This is a genomic window from Motiliproteus coralliicola, assembly GCF_003345655.1.
Classification (GTDB): domain Bacteria; phylum Pseudomonadota; class Gammaproteobacteria; order Pseudomonadales; family Balneatricaceae; genus Motiliproteus; species Motiliproteus coralliicola.
In genome coordinates this window covers 37,905-61,516 of record NZ_QQOH01000002.1, presented here as the reverse complement: position 1 = coordinate 61,516, position 23,612 = coordinate 37,905, and the positions used below count along the sequence as shown (strand labels likewise).

At 52.4% G+C, this 23,612-nt stretch carries 15 protein-coding genes; all 15 read right to left on the bottom strand.

The genetic code is table 11. The annotated features are described in order from the left end of the window. Positions 1-97: 97 nt before the first annotated feature. The 15 genes from gspM to DV711_RS07030 all read right to left on the bottom strand — a co-directional run bounded on the left by gspM (position 98) and on the right by DV711_RS07030 (position 23,585). Positions 98-568, bottom strand: coding sequence for a type II secretion system protein GspM (gene gspM, locus DV711_RS07100; protein WP_114694996.1), 471 nt, complete (start codon positions 566-568; stop codon positions 98-100). Then, a complete protein-coding gene (gspL, locus tag DV711_RS07095) occupies positions 565-1,782 on the bottom strand; it encodes a type II secretion system protein GspL (protein ID WP_114694995.1) in 1,218 nt (405 codons plus the stop codon). Before gspL ends, gspM begins: the two co-directional genes overlap by 4 nt. Further along, positions 1,772-2,728 (bottom strand): type II secretion system minor pseudopilin GspK, encoded by a 957-nt coding sequence (gene gspK / locus DV711_RS07090; RefSeq protein WP_114694994.1) that lies wholly within the window; start codon positions 2,726-2,728, stop codon positions 1,772-1,774. The genes gspL and gspK overlap by 11 nt, the downstream gene beginning before the upstream one ends. A gap of 16 nt (positions 2,729-2,744) precedes the next feature. Further along, positions 2,745-3,389: a type II secretion system minor pseudopilin GspJ gene (gene gspJ, locus DV711_RS07085; protein ID WP_114694993.1), complete on the bottom strand. Its 645-nt coding sequence runs from the start codon at positions 3,387-3,389 to the stop codon at positions 2,745-2,747. Further along, on the bottom strand, positions 3,389-3,784 hold the full coding sequence (gene gspI / locus DV711_RS07080; protein ID WP_165840032.1) for a type II secretion system minor pseudopilin GspI: 396 nt from the start codon (positions 3,782-3,784) through the stop codon (positions 3,389-3,391). Before gspI ends, gspJ begins: the two co-directional genes overlap by 1 nt. A gap of 7 nt (positions 3,785-3,791) precedes the next feature. Then, positions 3,792-4,325 carry a prepilin-type N-terminal cleavage/methylation domain-containing protein gene (locus tag DV711_RS07075; RefSeq protein ID WP_114694991.1) on the bottom strand — a complete coding sequence of 178 codons (534 nt, stop codon included), beginning with the start codon at positions 4,323-4,325 and terminating at the stop codon, positions 3,792-3,794. 6 nt (positions 4,326-4,331) lie between these two features. Then, on the bottom strand, positions 4,332-4,778 hold the full coding sequence (gspG, locus tag DV711_RS07070; protein WP_114694990.1) for a type II secretion system major pseudopilin GspG: 447 nt from the start codon (positions 4,776-4,778) through the stop codon (positions 4,332-4,334). Positions 4,779-4,811: 33 nt separating this feature from the next. Further along, positions 4,812-6,026, bottom strand: coding sequence for a type II secretion system inner membrane protein GspF (gspF, locus tag DV711_RS07065; RefSeq protein WP_114694989.1), 1,215 nt, complete (start codon positions 6,024-6,026; stop codon positions 4,812-4,814). A gap of 1 nt (position 6,027) precedes the next feature. Continuing rightward, on the bottom strand, positions 6,028-7,515 hold the full coding sequence (gene gspE / locus DV711_RS07060; RefSeq protein ID WP_114694988.1) for a type II secretion system ATPase GspE: 1,488 nt from the start codon (positions 7,513-7,515) through the stop codon (positions 6,028-6,030). 3 nt (positions 7,516-7,518) lie between these two features. After that, positions 7,519-9,579: a type II secretion system secretin GspD gene (gene gspD, locus DV711_RS07055; RefSeq protein ID WP_114694987.1), complete on the bottom strand. Its 2,061-nt coding sequence runs from the start codon at positions 9,577-9,579 to the stop codon at positions 7,519-7,521. Between the two features lie 46 nt (positions 9,580-9,625). Further along, positions 9,626-10,570, bottom strand: a complete 945-nt coding sequence (locus DV711_RS07050; RefSeq protein ID WP_165840031.1) for a type II secretion system protein N — start codon at positions 10,568-10,570, stop codon at positions 9,626-9,628. Between the two features lie 194 nt (positions 10,571-10,764). Beyond that, positions 10,765-11,580 (bottom strand): hypothetical protein, encoded by an 816-nt coding sequence (locus DV711_RS07045; protein ID WP_133297415.1) that lies wholly within the window; start codon positions 11,578-11,580, stop codon positions 10,765-10,767. A gap of 60 nt (positions 11,581-11,640) precedes the next feature. After that, positions 11,641-11,976, bottom strand: a complete 336-nt coding sequence (gene yidD / locus DV711_RS07040) for a membrane protein insertion efficiency factor YidD (protein ID WP_114694984.1) — start codon at positions 11,974-11,976, stop codon at positions 11,641-11,643. Between the two features lie 44 nt (positions 11,977-12,020). Further along, a complete protein-coding gene (locus DV711_RS07035) occupies positions 12,021-16,190 on the bottom strand; it encodes an RHS repeat-associated core domain-containing protein (protein ID WP_114694983.1) in 4,170 nt (1,389 codons plus the stop codon). Between the two features lie 81 nt (positions 16,191-16,271). Then, entirely contained in the window at positions 16,272-23,585 is a 7,314-nt protein-coding gene (locus tag DV711_RS07030; protein WP_114694982.1) for a putative Ig domain-containing protein, read from the bottom strand. Positions 23,586-23,612 lie beyond the last annotated feature (27 nt).

The window sequence follows — 23,612 nt, the reverse complement described above, 5'->3', positions numbered from 1 at the left end:
GCCAGCTTAGCCCCAAAAACCCGCTCTTCAAAAAACAATGGCTGGAAACCACTCAGCGGCTTTCAGTACGAATTTCTAGATATTTCCCAAATAACTGTTATAGATACACCTTGACCGAAACCTTGACTAATCCACTATCGGAGCCTGGAACGATTGACAGCTCTCTAACTGAAACCTGATGCGCATGTTCCAGCACGCTCAACCAATGAATAAAATGATCAAAACGAGCATCATCAAATCGAATCTGTATATCACCGTTAGCACTAGGCTGAAAACGGTTCATACTTAATTGGTTATCATTAGTAGTCTTATCGATTATTTTGGCCAGATTGTCATGCTTCAGATCTGCTTTCTTAACGTTGTCCTTAAGAAGAATATACTGATTCGCAAGTTCACGAACATCGACTAATTGAATCTGAGCGCTTTGATTCTGTTGTTTCAGAAACAGATTAACTTCCATCAAAGGCAACCAAGCGACTCGATAAACAGCAAGAAATGCTAGCAACGAAAACAAAGAAACAAGTGTAACTTGCTCTCTCCGGCCAAGTTGGTCAAACCAATCTTTCATAGCTCCCTCTTGACTCTTAACCTTGCTAGGGTACGACCATTTTCAGAGCTAGTGCCAATTAGTTCCGCTTGAAAACCTTCTTTCTCCAGCTCCTCACGCAATGTTTCAACTTCTGAGAACGCACCGGCAAGAACGTTGAGCTGGAACTCATCATCACGTCCGTGATAATTAACGCTTTTTAATAAAATCTCTTTGTGTCCGTTCAATACCGTACCAATCTGGTAGAAAAAACCGACGGTATCATCTCCTGTTCCAACCCGTATTTTCTGGATCATCCGCCGTAGTTGCAATTCAGGCTCAGTCATCACACCTTGTGGCACAGCCGAACGGAAAGCACTTTCTATATCGAATCTCAATTGATCTTGCTGCTTCTTCAATAACTGATTTTCAGTCATTACCAAGCCAAACTGGAATCCAACAATCAATATCAGCAACAGCATTGGCCACCGCCATACTTTGCAGACCTTCGCCCAATCCACCTTCTTTCCAAAATCGCCCTGCAAGAGGTCAAGCGCAGAATTATCAGGCTTAAACTCATAGCAAGAGAAACCACCCTGCCTATTAGTCAAGGGCTGCAACAAACTAGGCAAGACCTCTATGAACTCGACCTCAGAAGAAGCTTCACAATAAATATCAACCGATTGAGGCAACTGATCAGCTTCTTCATGCAATAGCTGTAGAGCCAACGGCAACGTATCTAGCTCTATTGCAAAACCTTCGGCTTCCGCATATCGCACAACACAACGCTCATTATCCAGCCAAAGCGTCCAATGGTCTGTTTCCCATGGCAGCAACAATTGCTCGGGCCATACATGAGCTATCTCTATGCCCGAGCTGGAAAACTCAGCGATAACTTGATCAAGCTCAGTTCGATCGGAAACAGCCACCGGCACGCAACCACTATCTGCTGGAGCCAAGGCGAAATGTAATTCATCTACCTCACTAGCTAGCGACTCCTCTAAAGAATAAGGAACCGATTTATTAAGGTGTTTCCTCTCACTTCTCGAAAAATAAACTTGGTGAAGATTGGTACGCTCTGATGGCCAAACCAATGCAAGTTGATCCCTTCCTACATCCGCAGAAAGTCGTTTAACCCCCCCCTCCTTAGGCAGCACCTCATCAGCAGTTTCATATGCCCACCACCTATACCCCCCCTTCTTAGTGGGGCAAACGAGCCACTTGACGTTCATATTCCAGTCACCCTCACCATCCACCTTGGCTCCGAGCAACTATTCGTAAAGAGTTATCTTTTCGCTGGATAACACTACTCAAGCCAAACTCCTTTCCATTGAGCCCCACTTGCGCATTTAACAGAAAATATTGGCTAGAAACCCCAATACCCTCTATGTCAATTCCTCTTCCTGCCATTAAACCATGCTCAAAGATAGAAAGATCAGTCCAAGCCTCCTCTTCTCGCTGCTCAATAAACAGCTCTCCATCAGCCTTACTCAAAGGTTGAAGGTTCCCATTCTGGTTCAAGCTCCTTAATGTCTCCACCGATGCCGTATTGATATTCAACAGCCCGTTTTCTACAGGTAAAACCGTGATATGGGGCTCTAGAGCTTGAAACAGGCCTTGGGTTACCCCTTTCACCCAAAGCAATTCTGACGGTGCAGTCATTAAACGATTTCCAGCACGCCTTGGAGATTGCTGAGCCGTGTAAAATAACGTTTCCGCACCGCCATGCCCTGTTACCAAGTTATCAGGGTCCAGCCAGTCAACAACAGCCTCAGTAATAGCAATAGCCTCCGACTCATCCAATGATGGTCCTTCCAGACATTGAAGTAATCGAATAAAGCGCTGCTGATGCACGTTAAAACGATTATCTTTTGGGACCGGTAGAGCTAGCTGATTAATATTCAAGCGCCCCTGCAAGTCAAAAAGCTGTCCTTCTATTTGCACGACCTCGTCATTATTTCTTGCAGGGTAACTGAACGGAACAGACCATTCTTCTTCGAGATGATCCACTCTTGCCTGCTCTTCTTGATCGTTAGCCAGTAATTTCATGGCAACTTCTTCAGCAAAACTCAGATAAGCCCAAGCCTGCTGGGAACGCTGTTGCAATTCAACCGCCCGAAAGCTCAATAAAAAATGGCTGCTTACTGTAGTTGCTAATAGAGTCACTATCACCACAACCAGCAAGGCAATAATTAACGCCATTCCTCCCTGATATGGTTTAGCCCGGCAGCCAATAAACACGACGAATCAACCCCCAGTCTTTTAGCTCAATCATCCATTCAACGGCGGAAGGAATCGTGCTCATTTTTTTTTCCTGATCCGGTTGTGCCGCTGGCCAGCGATCCCTCCACTGCTGATCTACCGACTGACCAGAAATCAGGTTTTCCGCATCCAAGAATCTCAACTGAACATTCTGAACACCCCCAAATAGACGAACACGCTGCTTATGGCTGTTGCTCTGCCGATCGAGCACTGACCAGCTTTCCCTCCACAACATCCCTTCCTCGAGAATATATCGAACTCGCTGAATACTACCTCTCGGAAGATTCAAGGGGTTTCGCCAACCACCTTTGGTGAATTCCACCACAGAATCACCGAGAGGATCACAAAGCACAGCTGGTCTATCTGACTCAGATTCATCAACAATTGGTCGTGAAACCAATTGCCTCAAGTCTCGATCAACGACCGACATGGCAAGTTGCAGATCAGATAATGCTTGAGCTTGCTCTGTGTGACGCTCCGCAACTGTCGCAGCAACAGAAAGGCCCTGATAAGCCATGATCGCCACAGCAGCACCAATCGCAATTGCAACTAGCACTTCGAGCAAAGTAAATCCTCGGGCGTCTTGGACCGTTATATCCATTAGCGTTCAAAATTCCCCAACGCTCCCTGCAAATAGGCCATAGGGGCCTTGTCTGTTGAGGAGTTCCCATAGACCGTGACTTCCACTCGAAAAAACGCCCGATCTGGTGTTTGAGTTGTACGTAATTGCCAAAACCATTCCTGCCCTGCCATGATCTCAGTGCCTGTTTCGACCCCAAGAGGGAGCTGGCCGAAATAACGATTGTTAATCTGGGCCAATTCCAATTGATTCATCGCCACCCAATTAGCAATGGTTTTATTACGTAAATGCTCGCTTCCTCCAATGTTACCCATAACATTTATCAGCAACGCCGAAAGCGCGAAGCCTACGATAGCGACAGCAACCAGTAGCTCAATAAGTGTAAAGCCCTGTTGATTTTCAGAATCAATTTCCACTATACGCTCATTCCGAACGAGTAATTCGACCTAGCAAATCACCTATAATCTCAACCTTTTGGCTGCTGTGGTTATCAAGAAATCGTAGAACAAACGGCGTTGCCTCCCCCGACCCAAGTAAAGCAATATCCGGCAAAAAATCTTGAACTAATTCACCCGAAGCGTCATATCCAAACCATTCGATATCACGATGACTCCCTTCTATCTCCAACTCCAATACAACATCGGTCGGCAGCAAATAAAATGCCTCTAGCCCTTCAGGTTTTCTTTGGACCCAAACATTATTTTCCAGCTTCAGCCAGCGGTATCCATAACTGTCGGTCTGTTCATCCCGATATAGATCGACCCCCCAAACTTGCCCTGTGATGATAACTTCCTGCAGTAACCCATGACTCCTGTTGGTGAATTCGATCGCCACAAGCCGTAGACCCGGAAGCTTTGCTGTCCCCCCTATGTTCAAAGCAGCTAGGCTTGCTCCCAAGGCAATAATCATTACCACCACAAGCAGCTCGATCAGCGTGTATCCACGTTCGATGCTCACGCCGGATCAGGACTCAGCGCCATCCTGCCAATTGCCGATATCAGCTTTCTGTCCATCTCCCCCTCGTACCCCATCAGCCCCCAGGCTATACAGATCAAATTCTCCATCTCCAAATTCCGCAGGACTTAAATACAAGTAGGGCCGCCCCCAAGGATCAGCTGGCATCTCATCCAAATACCCACCCTCTTTCCAGTTTTTAGGGACTGGTGCCAAGCTTGGCTTAACCCGCAAAGCGTCCAATCCCTGCTCAGTGGTCGGCATCTCAAAATTGTCCAATCGATACAGTTTTAGCGCCGTACTAATACTTTTAATATCAGCCTGAACCTTTTTGATACGAGCATCATCGGCCCTATTAAGCACGCTGGGGGCCACAATGCTGATCAACAATCCGATAATTACCAACACCACCAAGATTTCAACCAAACTGAATCCTTGTTGTTTCACTCCTTTCATTTCGCTCTATACCTCAATTGAATAGCCTGTATATCAGGCAACTAAGTCATTCATCTGTATGATAGGAAGCAGTACCGCCATGACGATGGCCCCCACAATGACCGCCATCACCAAAACCATTAACGGTTCAAATAGACTGGTTAACGTACCTAGTTTCATCTCCAACTCACGTTCTTGATTCTGAGATGAGCGACTAAGCATCACCTCCAACTGCCCACTCTGTTCACCACTGGCCACCATATGAACCATGATGGGGGGGAAACGGTTGGATTGCGCTAGAGCTCGATGGAGACTGGCACCTTCCTGGACAGCTTTCGCAACCTCGGCACTTGCATCTCTCAGTGTTCTATTACCCAGTACCTGACCGGCTATCCTTAAGCCGTCGAGCAGGGGAACCCCGCTCGTGACCAAGATACTCAACGTAGAGGCGAACCGAGCGCTTTCCACCGCTGTGACAAAGTCCGCCACTAAAGGCAAACGCAGCAGCACAGAATGCCAACGGCTCAACACACTTGGTCGTTTGAAAAGCAATTTGAGTCCAACAATGACACCTACTGATAAAACCAAACAATAGATCCAATACGTGCTTAAGAAATCGCTACATTGAATCAACAATTTGGTAAGTACCGGCAATTCAGTATCAGTATGCCTAAATAGTCCGACCAGCTCGGGAACCACAAATATCATCAATAAGCTGATAACAACGACCGCTACAAATACAAGAATTATGGGATAGACCATCGCCATCTTGAGCTTTTGCTGGGTATACTGCCGCTCCTCTCCATAGTCAGCCAATTGTTCCAATACGGCACCCAAAAAGCCTGCCTGCTCACCAGCACTAACCATTGCGCGGTACATGTCGTTGAACACCTTCGGATAGTCTGCCAAAGCGCTCGCTAATGGAAACCCCTCTCTGACTCTTGTCCGTAACTGCAAAACCAACCCTTTAGCTCGCGCTTTACTACTTTGCTGAGCAACAGCAATCAAAGCATCATCCAGCGGCATTCCTGCCTGAATTAGGGTCGATAGCTGACGGCTGAACAGTGTTAATTCGGTCGGGGTAAGATAACTCTTGAATATTTGCCAGCGCAGCCCATCCTCACGCTTCACTACCGCCGGCTTCACTTCGACAGGCTTTAGCCCCTGTGCTCGTAACTGATTGCGTACGTTACGAGCAGACTCCCCTTCAATAACCCCCTTACGAAGCCTTCCAGAATTTTCAAGTGCCTTGAAACTGAACGCTGCCATGCTAGGCCACCGTCACCCTCATCACCTCTTCCAGCGTAGTTTCCCCAGCCAGAACCCGACGGCGGCCATCATCTGAAAGAGCAGGACTTCGTGTTCGAGCATATTGTTCCATTTCGGCTTCTCCCGCCTTACGATGAATCATCTCCCTCACCACAGAATCCACCTCTACCAGCTCGTAAATACCCGTACGACCTTTATAGCCGGTATAGTTACACTCGGAACAACCCGCTGCGTAATAAACCTCTTTGGTAGTATTTTTCTCCAGCCCCAAGGCTTTTCTCTCTGTTTCATCAGGGCTCCCCGACCGCCTGCACTCCAGACATAGCTGTCGGACCAAACGCTGGGCCATCACACCTATAAGGCTCGAAGAAATCAAAAACGGCTCCACTCCCATATCCTGAAGACGTGTAATCGCCCCTAAAGCCGTGTTGGTATGCAGAGTGGATAACACCAAGTGTCCTGTAAGACTGGCCTGTACAGCTATCTCTGCGGTTTCCCGATCTCGGATTTCCCCCACCATAACTACATCGGGGTCCTGACGGAGTATCGCTCTTAACCCTCGGGAAAATGTCATATCAACTTTGCTGTTAACCTGGGTTTGACCAATTCCGGGAAGGACATACTCAATAGGGTCTTCTATCGTGAGGATATTTCGGCTTTTATTGTTGATATGCGACAAACCTGCATACAGAGACGTCGTCTTACCCGATCCCGTAGGGCCAGTAACCAGGATAATACCGTGGGCACAGGACAATGCTTTCTTAAAGCAGGATTCCACTTGAACAGGCATTTGCAGCATATCCAACTGGAGCAACCCTGCCTGTTTATCCAGCAACCGCAACACCACCCGCTCACCGTGTGCAGAAGGTATAGTCGAAACACGTACGTCTACGGCATGCCCCGCTAGTTTGATCGATATTCGACCATCTTGAGGAATACGTTTCTCTGCAATATCAAGCTTCGCCATCACCTTCAACCGGGAGACCAACAGCGGTGACAACATCCGTTTAGGGTTCAGCACCTCCACCAGAACCCCATCAATGCGATAGCGAACTGTCAGCTTATCTTCAAACGTCTCGACATGAATATCGGAAGCTTGTTTCTGGATCGCCTGTGACAAGATGGCATTGATCAACCTGATAACTGGAGCATCATTCTCAACGTCCATAAGGTCACTTGCTTCAGGAATCTGATCGACCAAACTCGATAGATCAATATCGGCCCCCAAGTCTTCGGCAGCCTGCTGCGCTTCACTATTATCCCGCCGATAAGCCACGACCAAGCGGCGCTGAAACTCATCCTCGGATACGGCACTCATCCGTAAAGGGCACTTCAACACACGGCGCAACTCCAACAGCACTTGAGTCGTCAGGCCGGGGCGATAGAAAACCTCTGCCTGTTCATCCACGCTTCCCACCAACACGCCATGGTTTTTTGCAAATGTAAAAGGCACCTGCACGAGCTGAGAACTGGTTGTTGAGAGACTCAAGGCTTACTCCTGCACCCGCTCCTGACGAACATCATGAAGCCCCTCATTAGCTTCTGGCTCTAACTGACTTTGCTGCTGAAGCTGCTGTAATCGTTCAAGCTGTTCTTTCCAGGCTGGAAGCAGCGGCATGGATTCTGGATCCAGAGTTTCTCCTGCAATATCACGTTTGCTAAGCTGCTGATCACGGATATAACTATATTTTTCAGCGGTAGCACCAGCCAGAGTGCGACTGTCCCTAACGATGGTGGATCTTAAAAAGACCATCAAATGTGTTTTCGAAAGACTGGTCGAGCTGTTACGAAACAACCTGCCCACTAGTGGAATATCACCAAGTAGAGGCACCTTCTGTTCGCTTTCCTGCACATCATCTTGGATCAACCCACCCAAAATAATGGTCTGTCCATTATCGGCCAGCACCTGAGTTTCGATCTTACGCTCGTTGGTAATCACATCGGTTGCATTAACAACACTTCCGGTGCCGGTCAAACTGGACACTTCCTGCACGATCTCTAAGACCAGAGAATCTCCTTCGTTGATATGGGGAGTGACCTGGAGCGTAATACCAACATTCTGTCGTTCTATTGTCTGGAATGGATTATCGGGATTACTACTGCTATCACCGGTAGACGTAAACGACCCCGTAATAAAGGGCACATTCTGACCCACCACAATGGAGGCCTGCTGATTATCCATGGTCAGCAGCGTTGGGGTTGAAAGGATATTGGCATCAGAATTCTGATGCAGGGCGTTAATCACGACATTAAAGCTAAAGTCATCATCCAACTTCCCGATCCCGAACACCTGTCCTGGGGTATTAGCCAGCGCCTGAAGAAGATCAACCCTCGGATCATCGTCACCACTGGGCTCCCCCTCGGCCAACAGCACTTCCGGTGTCAACGATCCGGCCAGCCCCCGATTACCGACAGAACTACCGTAGAGATTGCTATTCCGGTCATAGAACAGCCACTGAATTCCCAAGTCTCGCCCTGTAATATCGGCCATCTCGACGATAATGGCTTCGACTAGGACCTGAGCCCGCCTGATATCCAAGCGATCAATCACCGGCGTGAGGGACTGCATTACGTCAGCGTCTGCCGTAATGATCAAAGAGTTGGTTCCTTTATCCGCCTCAATGGTGGTCTTGGTTGCAGAGGGACGGGACTTATCTTCAGCTGCCGTTTTCTGGTCAATGCTCTGCACAACTTTACTAAGCACAGAAGCAACCTGCTCAGCATCGGCGTATTTCAGATAGATCACTCGCACATTGCTATTCTGCTGAAGCGGAAGATCCAAATGTTTCAACAAAGACCTAATCCGCAAACGCTCCATCTCATCGCCGGTAACAAAGACACTGTTAGTGCGTTTATCCGCGACAACCACCAATGGATTTGAGGAGGGTTTTCCATCCGTCCCAACACTCCGTTTTTGCAGTTGCTCAAGCAGCCTGACAACTTCTTCAGCAGATGCATGCTCGAGTTTGATCACATCGGTTTTTTCCACCGCCGTGTGATCGATGCGTCTTATGATCTCGCGAATACGGGAAATATTAGCCGTGGTATCCGAAATAATTACCGCATTGCTCGGTCCATAGGCAGCCAGGTGAGCCTGCTGGGGAACCAACGGACGTAAAACCGGTATCAGTTGCGTTGCAGAGATGTTCTCAAGCTGGATAACTTGGGTCACGACATCGTTAACGGGATCAAGGGCCTGATCCGGAACGATAGGAATAGGGGACGTATTAGCACTTTTCATTGGGATGATGCGGACTACATCTCCCACTTCAATCGCAGTAAACCCATGAACTTCAAGCATCGCCAGGAAAAGCTGATACAGCTCTTCACGATTGACCGGCTTAGCCGAGATAACCTGAACCTTCGCCTTTACCTTTGGGTCCACGATCATCGTTTTTTCCGTAGCCTGAGCAACGAACCGAATCAATTCCTGAATATCAGTATCTTTGAAGTTGACAGTCCAGCTCTGCGCTTCGGCCAAGAGCGAACTCGAAAAACCCATCGACATCAGTAATACAGAGATGACAGCTAGCTTGTTGATATACTTCTTCATAAGGCCGATCTTTCAGACACTCCCTTGCTCGTCATGAGCCTACACGCTAGCCCGTTGCTTCAAGCGAAACATCCAAGTTCAATGCTCCGTTTTCTCTCAAGACTTGGAAAGATGCCTTTGAGCTGGAGCGGATAATTTTGAACAATTCAAGAGCTTTTCTAGGTGAATCCAGAACGATATTATTCACACTCGTCACAATGTCCCCCGGCATTAGCCCTAATGCCTTCAGTTTTTCCTCCCCCTGCTTGGCATCCACTTTAAATCCCTTCAAAACCCCGTTTTCACGGGACATGGAAAAACTGATAACGTCTGCCAGGTAGCGACGATCACTGTTATGCGGCTTCTGGTTCGTTTGAGGAGCTGGCCTTGGCTTAGCGGCAGAGGGGAGCCCTGTGGCCAGTTTTTGAGTTTCGGCCCGGCTCGAGTCTTGACCCTTACTGTAAAGAAGCAAGGCCTCAAGCTGGCCATCGTTATCTAAAATAATCCGGTCTACGAAAACACTATGAACACTGACATTGCCAGAAACCGGCAGTGGCTCTCCAATCCCGTACTGATCCCGCTTACCTTGACTATGAATTATCGCTTTTGAATCACCAGGCTGGGAGGCAAACACGATCCCCTCCAGCTGCAGGCTAAGTTTTGTGGGCTCAGCAATTTCTACCCGCTCTTGCTTAATGGGCGGCGCAACAGGCACTACCGGCTTATCATTAAACTGACCAAAAAGAGACCAAGACGCTATTTCATCGGGGTCGACCGGTTCAGCGTCTACGACAGGCGATTGAGCAGAAGTAGGAGCAAGTGCTGGAGAAAAAGAAGCTTGTTCGATGATGCCAGGATCCATCGGCATCAACAGTTTTGTAAACTGATTGGCCTGATAGCCTGCTATAACCAGCAATAGCAGTGCGACCGGCCATCTCAACAGAGAGGCAGGTGCGCATCGCTTGGCAATAGCAATCCATTGATCTGCAATTGGTGGAGTGAGACTGAACACAACTACCACACATCCCTTTGCGGCTAAATTCCTGACCACAGGATATAGCGAGGCAGGGGTTACATACAAGCGTCGAATGCTGCTATGGCAACCCCCGCAGAAGAATCATCACCCAACATCTAACAGCAGACAAAAGGACAAACTCTGAAGATAAGAGATCGCCGCTGATTACCGTGGAAACAACTGAATGAAGCTTATCGACAGTGCCGTTGATCAAGATCCCCTAAGGCACGCATCTCCCGCCACCTAGGCTGCTGCGCCTCGATGCTCTTAGCAAGCCTGTTGTAATATTCAGAAACACGATGATTGGCCGAATCCCAGGTTTGCGGTGACCGAACCTTCATGTCAGAACCAAAAATTGATGTTAAATCAGGAGCTTCGGCATTCTCAGCCTCAACACGATGTACGGTATCCGCCCACAAGTTCAAATCACAACCAGCATATCCATTGAGATAGGGCCCAACCAGGCGATGAAATTCGCCATACGCCTTCTTTAAAGCCGATCCTCGCTCAGAACTATCTTTGGTGATATCCAGCAACCTGACAAACAGGCGACTGCGGTAGTAAGCACGGTAGAACCACAACAGGGCAGTCTCTTTCTCACCGACTTCGTAGAGCCTTATCGAGGCGACATACATCGCTTCGGGACGGAGCAGATGTTGGCGTGACTCCATTTGACGAATAGTTTGCATAAGAGCCGACTTGGACTGAGTGCTTAAAGCCTGACTTAATTCACCCACATTGATAACCGGCCCCATCGCTAGGTAAAAAGGAGGCACATAAGCCGCGATATAATCGGCAGATTCTTTCTTGGTCGCCGTTGATGTACAGCCGGCAAGCAATAACAAGGTGAGCATTGCCCACATGAGGCCCCCGCCATTAACACCTACATTCTTCTCCATATTGATTTTCATACCAAACAGTGGCGTAACGTCTGTAGCAGGAACAAATCCAAGCGACTTTTTAATGGGACCTACCCTATCGGAGGCTGGTGTGGATAACTCGGTCATACCAACCAATTTAATTACGTTATCGAACTATGGCTCAGTTTTATGTGTCTAATCCATTTTTCAATGGGGTCTGACTCCTTTGGTTAGCAATTTTTTAATTGAAAAATTAAAACACCATCCAGCAGCTTCAGAAGAAGCACAGCACTTATTTGGCTTTTTTTCATCATCATCTTTTAACCTTTCAATCAAAACCTCATTTGCTTTTTTACAAGCAGCCATCCTTTCTGAAATTTTGGATAAGAAAGCAATCCACCCATCTTTTTTTATTTTATCAACCCCCCAATTGGAGCAAGAGCCATCTTTATAGAGCCTATTATAAGCACAACAAAAACCTTTATGATGAGATAGTTTTTTTTGATACAACTTGATAATTAAAATAAAAAACTGATCAAACATTTAATAAACCTCTACAAGCCATCAAAAAATATTCCAAATAAAGCTTAATTCTCATCCTTACAGACAGCATCATTTTTTTTGTCCTTCTTGCAGCTTTTAGCACAGTCATAGGTAGCTTTTGCTTTGGCCGCAGCTTTACAACTGGCAACTGCTGCGGGGTGCCCTAAGTATTTACAAATACTACCCCTAGCCGAATTGGCAGCAATCACACACCGACTAAAGCAATCTGAAGGAGGGACGATATCTGGAAGATCAGCAGCACAATTAGCTGTTGCACACTTACCTTCTTTTGGGTACCCACTACCTTCCCCATCACCATCATTTATCCAACAGGGTGTACCATTAGGTACCATTCCAGGGGGGCATGGCTTTAGTCCATACGGATCAGCCCAACTAATCGGACCTCCTCCTACATACACGTAAGTATTAATCCCACCTTCAAGCCCAATCGGATCTGCTTGGATATACCGTCCCGTTGCAGGATCATAGTCCCTAAAGTAGTTCTGATGCAGCCCCGTCTCACCATCATAGTACTGCCCCGGGAACCGTAGATTGTTGCTGATGGTTTCCTTAATGATGGTCGCTTTGCCGAACGCCTCGTAGCGCGCTTCCCACACCACCACCCCGCTGGCCGCGATCAGCCGTTGTGGCGTGCCCAGGTGGTCGTTCTGGTAGTAATAGATGGTGTTGTCGGCCGTGCGCTGGAACTGGGGGTTGGTGCCCCAGGTGCCTCCCGGCATAAAGTGGTATTCCTTGATCAGGCTGCCGGTTGCATCGTATTCCGCGCTCAGGCCCTGGTCGGTGTAGAAGTAGTAGGTGGTGTTGCCATCGGCGGTTTTCTTTATCCGTCGGCCGTAGGGGTCGTAGGCGTACTCGGCCACGGTGACACTGTCGTGGCGTACCGCGATCAGCCGCTCTTCGCGGTTGTAGACGTAGTCGATGGTTTGCGGGCCATTGATCGGCTCGCTGCCGCTGTAGCTTTTCTGGGTGGTGTGGCCGTTCGGGTTGTAGCTGTAGTTCCAGCCACTGTCCTGCTCGGTCAGTTGGTTCTGGTCGTTGTAGCTGGCGCTGGTGGTTTGGTGTTGAGTTCGGTTACCTACGCCATCGTAGCCGAACGCTTCCTGGTCAGGGAGTTCGCTGCTCACCGGGTAGTCGGCCCCGGTCAGGCGGTATTGGTTGTCGTAGTTGAAGCGGTAGTCACCGTGCTCGCGTTGGATCGCGGTGATGTTGCTTTCGTTGTCGTAGGCGGTGATGGCGTTGGCCAGTGTGGTGTCGGCGGCATCGTACAGGGTGCGGCTTTGTTGGCGCTGCAGCGGGTCGTACTGGTAACGGATGGTGTTGCCGCCCGGCAGCGTCAGGGTTTGCGGTTGTTGCCAGTCGAAGTCGCTGTAGGCCAGCTGCCCGACGCCGGGGATCAGCACCGCTTCGAGCTGGTTGTTGGCGTTGTAGTGGTACTGGTAGGTGACCCCTTCGGGGTTGGTGTAGCTCTGTTTCAGGCCGTTGGGGTGATAGGTGTAGCTATAGCTTTTCTGGAACAACCCGAAGTCGACGGTGACGTCGGTCAGCTGGTTTAGGGCGTTGTAGCGGTAGGTTTCGCTGTGAGCGCGGATGTCGGCGGTCTGGCCGCTGCCGGCGCTGCCCGCCGCCTGGCTGTAGCCGGTGTATTGGTCCTGATCGTTGTAGTGGTAGGTCACGACCTTGATCGGGTTGGCCTCGCCGGCCTGGGCGTAGAGGCGGGTCTCGGTCAGCCGGTTGGCGTCATCATAGCGATATTGGACCTGTTCGTTATCCGGGTTGGTTTCCTGGATCAGGTTGCCGCGGCTGTCGTACTGGTAATCGCGGCTAGTGGGGTTGGCCCCGGCTTTGATCTCTTCGGCCAGTTGGCCGCGCAGGGTATAGGTATATTGGGTGATCCGCCCTTCCGGGTCGGTCACTTCGGTGAGGTTGTCACGGGCATCGTAGCTAAAGCGGGTGAGGCCGCCGTCGGCGTCGGTCAGACTGATCAGCCGGTTCAGCGCATCGTAGGCCCGTTGGGTCGGGTTGCCGTTGGCGTCGATAGCCTGGGTTTCGTTACCGTCAGGGTCGTAGCCGAAGCGGCGCAGCAGGTTGAGGTTGTCGGCCTGCTGGGTGGTGCTGTTGATCCGGTCACGGCTGTCGTAGTCCAGCTGCTGTTCGAAGGTGGGGTAGTGGATCGAGTCGAGCCGTTCGTCGCGGTAGCTGAAGCGAGTCTGGTTACCCAGCCCATCGGTCTGGCTGGCCAGACGGCCGGCATCGTCGTAGCTGCGGTAGCGGCGGTGGCCGTTGGCGTCGATCAGCGCGGTGAGGCGGTTGGCGCCGTCGTACTCCAGAGTGGTCTGTTGGTCGCTGGCATCGGTGACGGTCAGCGGCAGGCCATCGGCATTGCTGGTCAGTTGGGTCACCGCGGTATTGGTGTCGGTGTGGGTCTGCAGGTTGCCGGCTTTATCGTAGCTGTAGGCTTCGTTTTGGCCGTAAGGGTTGGCACTGCTGAGCAGGTTGCCCACCGCGTCGTAGGTTTGGGTCCAGCTCTTGTTGGCCGCGTCGATCGTCAGTTGGGCGTTACCCAGGGCATCGTATTGTTGGTATTGGGTGCTGTGGTTCAGCGGGTCGGTGGTTTGGATCACGTTGCCGTAGGCGTCGTACTGCCACTGGGTCACAGCCAGTTCGGTGTTGCCGGCGCTGGATTCGCCGGTGGTCTGTTTGATCCGCTGGCCGTAGGGATCGTACTCGTAGCGGGTGATGCGCTGCTCGCTGCTGCCCATCGCTTCGGTCAGGGTCAGCAGGTTGCCGTTGGCGTCGTACTCGTAGGTGGTGGTGAAGCCCCGCGGACCGGTCTCGCTCAGAAGCAAGCTCAGCTGGGTATCGTAGCTGCGGGTGCGGGTGCTGCCGTCCGGGTAGGTGACCTTGATCGGATTCTTGAACTGGTCGTACTCGGTGACGGTCTTGCGCCCGAGCTGGTCGGTGCGGGTGCGCTGCTTTACGTAGATCAGGTCGTTACCGCCCAGTTGTGAGCGTACCGTGGAGCTATCGGTGGTCCAGCAGTGCTTGCCCGCCACCCCGTCACGCTCGATATCAACGACGGTGATGCCGTAGCTGGGTTGGTACTGGGCCACCAGGCTGTCGACCCCCAGGGAGTTGTCGGACAGCACGATCTGGGTGCTGTACTGGCGGTTACCGCCCAGGCTGTAGCTGACCAGTTGGCCGTGTTCGTCATAGCGCCACTCGCGCACCACGCCGGTGGCGTCGGTACCGGTGGTGGTGAACTGGCGGGTCTCTTTGTTGTAGCTGACAGCGTAGCTATCCCCCACCCCGTCGGCGTTGATCCGCGAGGTCAGTTCGCTGCCGCGGATCTGGGTGTACTCGCAGACGGTGTCGCCCACTTCGACCCGGGCGATGACCGATTCGCTGGCGGGTTTGAACTGGTACTGGATCGCCTGGTCTTTGGGGTCGATAAAGCGAGCCAGTTGGCCGTCGGTGGCGTAGTCATAACGGTAGGTCTCACCGCGCGGATCGATCACCCCGGTCAGGCGGTCCTCGCTATCGTACTGGTACTGCACCTCGCGGCCACTGTAGTCGCTGACCTTGGCCAGCCGTTGCCCACCACCCGTGGTTGCCGGCTCCCAGTGGTAGGTCAGCACCGGGGTGCCGTGGTGGTCACGCACGGTGGTGATATTGCCGTCGCTGTCTCGCTCGACGCTGACGGTGACGCCGTTGCGGTCGCGGTAGCGCAGCATCGGGACCCGCAGGATGCGACCGTTGTCGTCACGCTCAATCGCGTAGTCGATCTGGTTGCCGCGCCGGTCCTGCCAACGGTACTCGTCCTCGGCGTCACGGTAATCGATGGTGTAGGTCAGCTGGTTCTCGTAGCGGATCGCCTCGCCACCCACCACCTGCGGGTAGTGCTGGTCGATACGGCGGAACGAGCTGGGATGCAAGTCCTCGGTCGTGCCCCAGGCCGGTTCCAGGTCGCTCCAGCGCCGGTTCCAGACCCAACGACCGTCTTCCCAATAGCGGGTCACCCGTACATAGCCGCCCAGTACCTTGACCCGCAGGTCGGTAAAGGTCTCGTTGAGCTTGCCGGTGGCGAAGTACGGTCGGGCGTTGTCGGTGGTCACGCCACCCACCGCCCAGACCTGAACACTGAACAGCAGGCTCAGTAGCAGTACCGCCGTGCGGTTAAACACGCATCCATTCATCACGTCCAGCCTATCCTTTTGCTTGCCTTACCCCGCTCAAGGGCTAATTGGTAACGTTTACCGAGTCAGGCTAATCCTCAATTAGAACCAGCTATTTGAGCGAGCAGCAGTTACTTCTGTTAATTGCTCGGTCGAAAGAGAGATTTCACCACCAACCGGTACGCCAATTCCTCCCATTACTGCTACCAGCGCCGCGACGTTGGTATGATGAAGCGCTAAACCGCTATCAACCTCAATAGACTCGATTACATTCGCTTCGTTAACAAACCAATCGTCAATCAGTATCCAATCATTGCTTCCTAGCAGATAGATTTTCAGATCCGAACCAGATTGAACCAACCATAGGTCGTCTGGGGTAACGCCCCCGGTGAAAACAAGCACATCGCTGTCGGTTACGCTACCGCCGTCTCGGATCGTATCGTTACCATCGCCGGGCACAAAATGGTAACGATCGCTACCACCGCCGCCATACAGGTAATCATTACCGGAACCACCACGGATTACATTTGCCTGGGCACTCCCGTAGATTGTATCGTGGCCAGCATCACCGTCGATCAGGGTGATACCGACCAACTCCGTATTCCGGAAGTCCAGCGTGTTACTCCCGCTCGAACCAACGATGCTGTCATTGCCACCGGCGCCATCGATCTGTTCGACCGCACTGGTACCATTAAAGGTACCGATGCGGAACTGGTCATCTCCGCTAGTACCCACCAGCCGGTCATATCCATCGCCACCGTTATAGCGGTCATAACCGCTGTCACCGGCAGTGAACTCGAACCGATCGTCGCCGCCTTCACCGTAAAGGGAATCACTGCCCTCACCTCCGCGAATCACATCCGCTTGGGCACTGCCGTAGATAACATCGTTACCAGCATCGCCGTCGATCAGGGAGATACCGATCAGCTCCGTGTTCCGGAAGTCCAGCGTATTACTGCCGCTCGAACCAACGATGCTATCATTGCCGCCAGCGCCATCGATCTGTTCGACCATACTGACACCATTAAAGGTACCGATTAGGAACTGGTCATCACCCGTGGTACCCACCAGCCGGTCATATCCATCTCCGCCACTGTAGCGGTCATAGCCGCTGTCACCGGCGGTGAACTCGAACCGATCGTCGCCGCCTTCTCCGTAGAGGAAATCACTACCCTCGCCACCACGAATCACATCATCCAGGGCACTGCCGTAGATGTGATCGTTGCCGGCATCACCATCGATCAAAGCAATACCGATCAGCTCTGTATTACGGAAATCTAGGGTATTGTTACCGCTTGATCCGACGATACTATCGTTGCCACCGCCACCATCAACTTTTTCAACCGTCGCCTCTTCTTCAAAAATGCCGATACGGATCGCATCGTCAAACGCGGTGCCGATGAGCTGGTCGTAGCCGTCACCACCGTTGTATCGATCAAAACCCGTATCACCGGCGGTAAATTCAAACCGATCATCCCCACCTTCACCATACAGGTTATCACTACCCTCACCACCTCTGATTATATCCGCCTGAGCACTACCGTAGATTTTATCGTTACCGGCTTCGCCATCAATCAAATTGATGCCGATCAGTGTGGTATCTCGGAAATCTAATGTGTTGCCGCCCGTCGATCCAACGATAATATCGTTACCGCCTGCGCCATCAATCTCCTCAACCGTGAAATAGCTGGTAAAGTGCCAAAGTCGAATTACATCGTCACCGTTAGTACCTTCTATTCGATCCACCCCTTCGTTTCCGATATAAGTGTCATACCCAGTATCTTCGGCACTAAGGAGAAAACGATCATTGCCTCCTCGTCCATAGAGCCGATCGGTACCCTGACCACCAATAATCACATCCGCTTCTGCACTTCCGTAGAGCCGATCATCACCTTCCAACCCATTGATTTCACTGATAGCCGTAAGTTTCGTTCCTGCAAAGTCGAGAGCATCATCACCCGCGGAACCTATGATTCGGTTAATCCCTGTACCGCCATCAATTTCCTCAATGACAGACGCATCTCTATAAAGCTGCATAGGAATATCGTCATCTCCATCTGTGCCTTCTAAGCGATCATAGCCTTCCCCACCGTAATAGCGGTCATAGCCAGTATCTCCAGCACTAAATAGAAAACGATCATCACCACCTTCGCCATACAACTGATCACTCCCTGAGCCTCCAATGATTACATCTGCCGCTTGGCTGCCATAGATCAAGTCATCACCAGTCAAACCGTCGATCAAGGTAATACCAACAAGCTCCGTACTGCTAAAGTCCATATGATCATCGTTTGTTGAGCCAACTATTTGATTCAACCCGCCACCGCCATCGATCCGCTCAACACGGCCAGTGCTTCTATAAATGGGTAGCTGTATTACATCATCAAAAACTGTACCTACCAGCTCATCGAACCCGTCGCCGCCATAGTAGCGATCCAAGCCACTATCACTTGTCGTTATCAAAAAACGATCATCGCCACCGTTACCAAAGAGGTAATCAGTGCCGTCACCGCCCACGATTACGTCATCGCCTTGAGAGCCCCGCAGCGTGTCGTCACCGGCTAGGCCATCGATACGCTCGATATTCAGTAGCTCCGTATTGCTGAATTCCAACCTGTTATTGCCGCTGGTGCCCTCGATAATATTAACGCCAAGCCCACCATCGATAACCTCAACCCGACTGCTATTGGTGTAGCTTCTCAAACGTATTGTATCGTTCGAGCTGCCGCCCAAGATCTGATCGATTCCGTCACCGCCGTTGACTAAATCAGCACCACTATCAACACCATGAACGACGAAAGTATCGTCGCCACCACCACCGTATAAGGTGTCAGAACCGCCATTACCAATAATGGTGTCGTTACCGGCACTGCCGTGGAGAGTGTCGTCGCCCGCAAGCATGTCAATGGCATTGATGCCCACCAACTCTACGTTGGTGAAGCTCAGATTATCGTTGTTATTGGTGCCGTAGATGATGTCCGTCCCGCCTTGGCCATCGATCTTTTCTACGTCTCTGATTGCCGATAGTCGGATCGCGTCGTTGCCGCTCCCGCCTTCGATCACATCGTAACCGCCGCCACCGTAGACCGCGTCAGCATAAGGGTCGTCACCGCTGATCAGGAACCGGTCGTCACCGCTTTCGCCATGGAGCGCATCGGCACCACTGCCGCCTACCAGGGTATCGTTACCCTGTCCACCATAGAGGGTGTCGTTGCCGGCATGACCTTGCATCACGTCGTTGCCATCGCCGCCCCTTAGGTGGTCAATTTCATCACCGCCTTCGAGCACCACCAGATTATTACCCGGGGTAATGGCCCAGCTCAGTCGGCCGGCGTCCAGCACTGTATTACTGGGATGACGCAGTATAAAGGTCTCAATACTGCCTTCGGTAATACCTGTTATTAACGATCCAAAGCTAAGAGCCCCCGTTCCGATCAGCTGCGTATCAGCACCGGGTATGCTCGAATCCAGCACGGTCAGCAGCGCTGTCGCGCCATCCAGCGCCCCTCCACGATTGACCAGTCGAGCCCGATAGCCGTAATCGGTTAAATTCGTTCCCGCCACCGGCGTCTGATCAACCAGCTGATAATCGCAGATAAACAGAGTCTGGCCTGCCTGCTCATTGTCCTGATTGGTCAGACTCAGGCCCGTGGGCAGGTAGCCGTCGTAAGCCCCGTCATCGCTAACCACCGGTTGGAACATCAGACTGAACGGCTGGTTACCATCGATTTCACAGTCATCGACGCCCTGGATTCTCAGGATCTGAGGCTGGTTCCAGGTGTCAGCGCTGAAGAAAAGCTGCGACGGCCCCACCAATTTGGCCTCACTCTCATCGCTGAGGGCATAACTCAGAGTCAGACTGGTGCCGGGAGCCAGCGGTTGATCAAGACCAACCTGCACTTCAAGCCAGTGGGTACCGGTCTCATCGGTAATCAGACTCGCCGGTGGAGTAATCGTCAGCGCCTTATTCTGGACCGGCACCTGAATCTCGCAGCAACCGTCCACGGTAACGACCGTATCGCCATCGCTGATATCGGCGCTGATGCGGTAATAACCCGGAGGCAATGCGGCCGCATTCCAGCGATACTGATCATCTCCACCGTCACCATCTTCACTAAGTCCAGCGACGATCAAGGTCCGATTCAGTCCGTCGGGACTGTAATACAGATCAATAACGGCAGCGCTGTCGGGGTCGCTGTCGATCCACTGAATCAACACCTCCGGCTCATCCACGACTTGGGCTTGGCTGGGCAGCACAAAATTCAATGTCGGCGGGCTGTTATGGCCACTCTCATTGACAGCGAAACGCTGCAAAGCGCTCCAGCTACTGACCGCCCCCTGCTCGTCGGCAACCTGGAAACGCCAGTAATATTCGCGCTTGTCGGCTAACTCAAAGCCCGGCGACCATATCCGGGTTGGCTCGCTGCCGGTTGCGACCAACGTATTCAGGCTGTTGTCCTGATAAACCTCAAAGCGGTACTCCAGCGAGCTGGAGTCCGGATCCTGGGCCGGGGATACCTCAAACACCGGTCGCAAGCTTTCCACCATCGCATCGACACCGGGATTGACCGCGATGGGCATGCTGGGAGCTTCGTTACTGGTATTGACAAAAAAGCTGCCCGAAACCCAGGCGCTGTCCACCTCACCGTCGTTGGCCTTGACCCGCCAGTAATAGTAAGCATTCTCTTCAAGCCCGCTTACCGCCCAAGCGGTCTGATCAACAGCTTCAGCCTGGGGAGCGGACTGCATCAGGGCAGGGCTGTCAAAGGTATTAACCCGATCCAGCTCAAACCGATAATTCAGCGACTGATATTCCGGATCACTGCCGTTATTCACCGTCAGACTCAGCCCGTTGTCGGCATTGAGCATGTTTACCTGTTGCCCGTCGGTCGGGCTGGCCAGGGTCGGCGCACTGGGGGCATAGTTCAGGGTACTGATCAGAAACGCAGCCTGCTCACCGGTTGTACGTAGGCCATGCTCATCCTCGGCCCAGGCATGCCACAGATAGGCACCGTCCTCAGCCAGCGCAACGGGAACCTGCCAGTGGGTGACCCCATTGTCGCCCTCTGGCAGACCAGCAACGCGATAGAGCGGATTAGCCGTATCATCGGCGGCAAATAGCTCAAAGCCATAACTGAGGCTATCGCGATCACTATCCGTCGCGTTAGTCACCTCCAACTGCGGTTGCAGGGTCGGCACCAGAGCATCGAGCGCCGGCTGACTGACTTTCGGCGCGCTGGGGGCCTCATTGGCGGTATTAACAAAGAAGCGACTGCTGACCCACTCGCTGGCCAGCGTAACGCCGGAGGTATCTTCGGTACGGGCACGCCAATAATAGAGTTGGTTATCGCCAAAGCCCTGGCCGTCGGCCAGATCATCCTGGCTCACCGCCCACGCGGTACTGACGCCGCCTTCATCGACCAATGCGCTGGCTACCAGCGTCGTCAACGAGGCATCGCTATAGACCTCAAACTGATAACGGGCAACCTGGCTGGGCGCGTGAGCACCGTTGCTAACACTCAGGGTCGGCAATAGCGGAGCGACGGCATCGGCCAGGACTTCCGCGTCATAGATCGGGCTCAGAATCTGGGGTGCCCCTAGCGAGAGTTCGGCTACCAGCGGGTCGGATCCGTTATCGTGCTCGGCCTGATCACTACGGCCGTCCTCATCGTAGTCACCGGCCCCATCACGATCGAGGTTACCGAAATGCTCCAGCTCCCAACTATCGCTCAGACCATCCCCATCCTTGTCATCGGCAGGATTAACCGTGATCGCCACCTCCATCTGGCTCTGCAGGGTGCCGTCGCTGGCGCTGAAGCGCACCGTATAGTCACCGGCCTGTCCCGGTTGGGGATACCAACTGAACACCCCGGAACCATTGCCTTGATCGGTGAAGCTGGCGCCGGCTGGTAAGCGGTCCAGGGTCAGCGACGGCACCGTGCCATTGGGGTCGAACGATTGAACCAGGAAGTTCAACTGCCCTCCCTCATAGGCACTGCGATCGGAAATCGTCTGCATCACCGGCGCCTGAGGGACCTCCACGCTATCGGTAAACTGCAGGTTGTAACTGCCACTGCTGTTGCTGTCGAACAGATTGATATAGTGATCAAAGGCGATGCCGTCGGCGGCGCGAGTCTTTGACAGCCAGGCATTGGCCTCGGGTAGCACCTTGCCGTCACTACGCACCGCCCGGGCCAGTACCTTGCTGCCCTGATAGGGGTCGGCCACCTGGATATAATTGAAGCCGGCAACAGCGCTAAAACTCAGAGGGCGGCTACTGCCGCTCTCGGCTCCCAAAGTCGCTGCCAGCTGGCTTACCGCAACACAGTCGTCACAGAACGGGCCGGTCAGGTTGGTGCGTTCGGATTCAAACACGTAAAGATCACCGGCGGCGTCCTCTGCCAGAAAGTCGTTGACGGCGTCACGCCCCGCCAGATCGACCCGCACATCCTTAACCAACAAGTATTCGTTAGGATCGCTCAACAGCGAGGTTAACGCCCCGCCCAATTCATCGGCATGGGTGAAGTTGACATCGATCGACTGAAATTCTCCGGACTCGGTCGATTCCATAATCCAGCGCCCGGCACGAACCTGTTGCGGCTCTAAGGTACCAAAGTCGATTAACAGACTGGGGCTGGCGGGCTGGTCACCCAGGTAGCTGCCGAGAATTCGAAAATCCACCGCAAGCTGAGCATCATTTTTGATGATCTCAGGCTGGGCCGAATCAATCTTGACGTGGTTGGCGGGGCCGTAGCCGTTATTGGAGATACGCAGGCCCAGCGTGTACGGCTGAGGCGGTTCTGTTTCCGGCGTAAAGGCATCGTTTGCGATTACCTCCTTGGTCAGAAAATAATCCAGCGCCAAGGCTGGCTGAGGTTTGACCACGATGGAATCGGGTGCCACCTGCACGGTTTCGACAGTACCACCGTAGCTGTAGCTGAGGGTTGCCCCCACCAGATAGAGGCTGCCTTCCTGAAGCTGGCCGGCGGCCTCACTGGTCGGAATAATCAACCAACGGATCACCCCAGCGTCTTTCGGGGCGATGCTGCCGTAGGTGACTTCGCCGTCGGCGCTGGTCGCCAACTGGCTGACGCCCTGGGAGTCGTCTACGTCTATAAAGAAGTGAACCCCGTTGGCGTTGGTGTCGGAGCTGGCCACCACCGAGTTGCCGGCGGCATCGGCGAAGTTAACCGTGACGCTGATATCGTCAATTGAAAAACTATCCAGGCTGTTGGTGATCCGCATCGAGGCCTCAAAGCCCTGACGTTCCAGCGCCAGCTCTTGGCGAATCTCGATCTTGACGTTGGCGCACAGTTGCTGGCCCTGCTCCGCCGCCTGCACACCACCGGCCATGCCCACGTTCAGCACCAGTAGACAGATGGCCACGCATCCCTGCCAGAGTCGTTGATATCCCATTCTGCTTACGTCCCTTCAAGCCCCTTT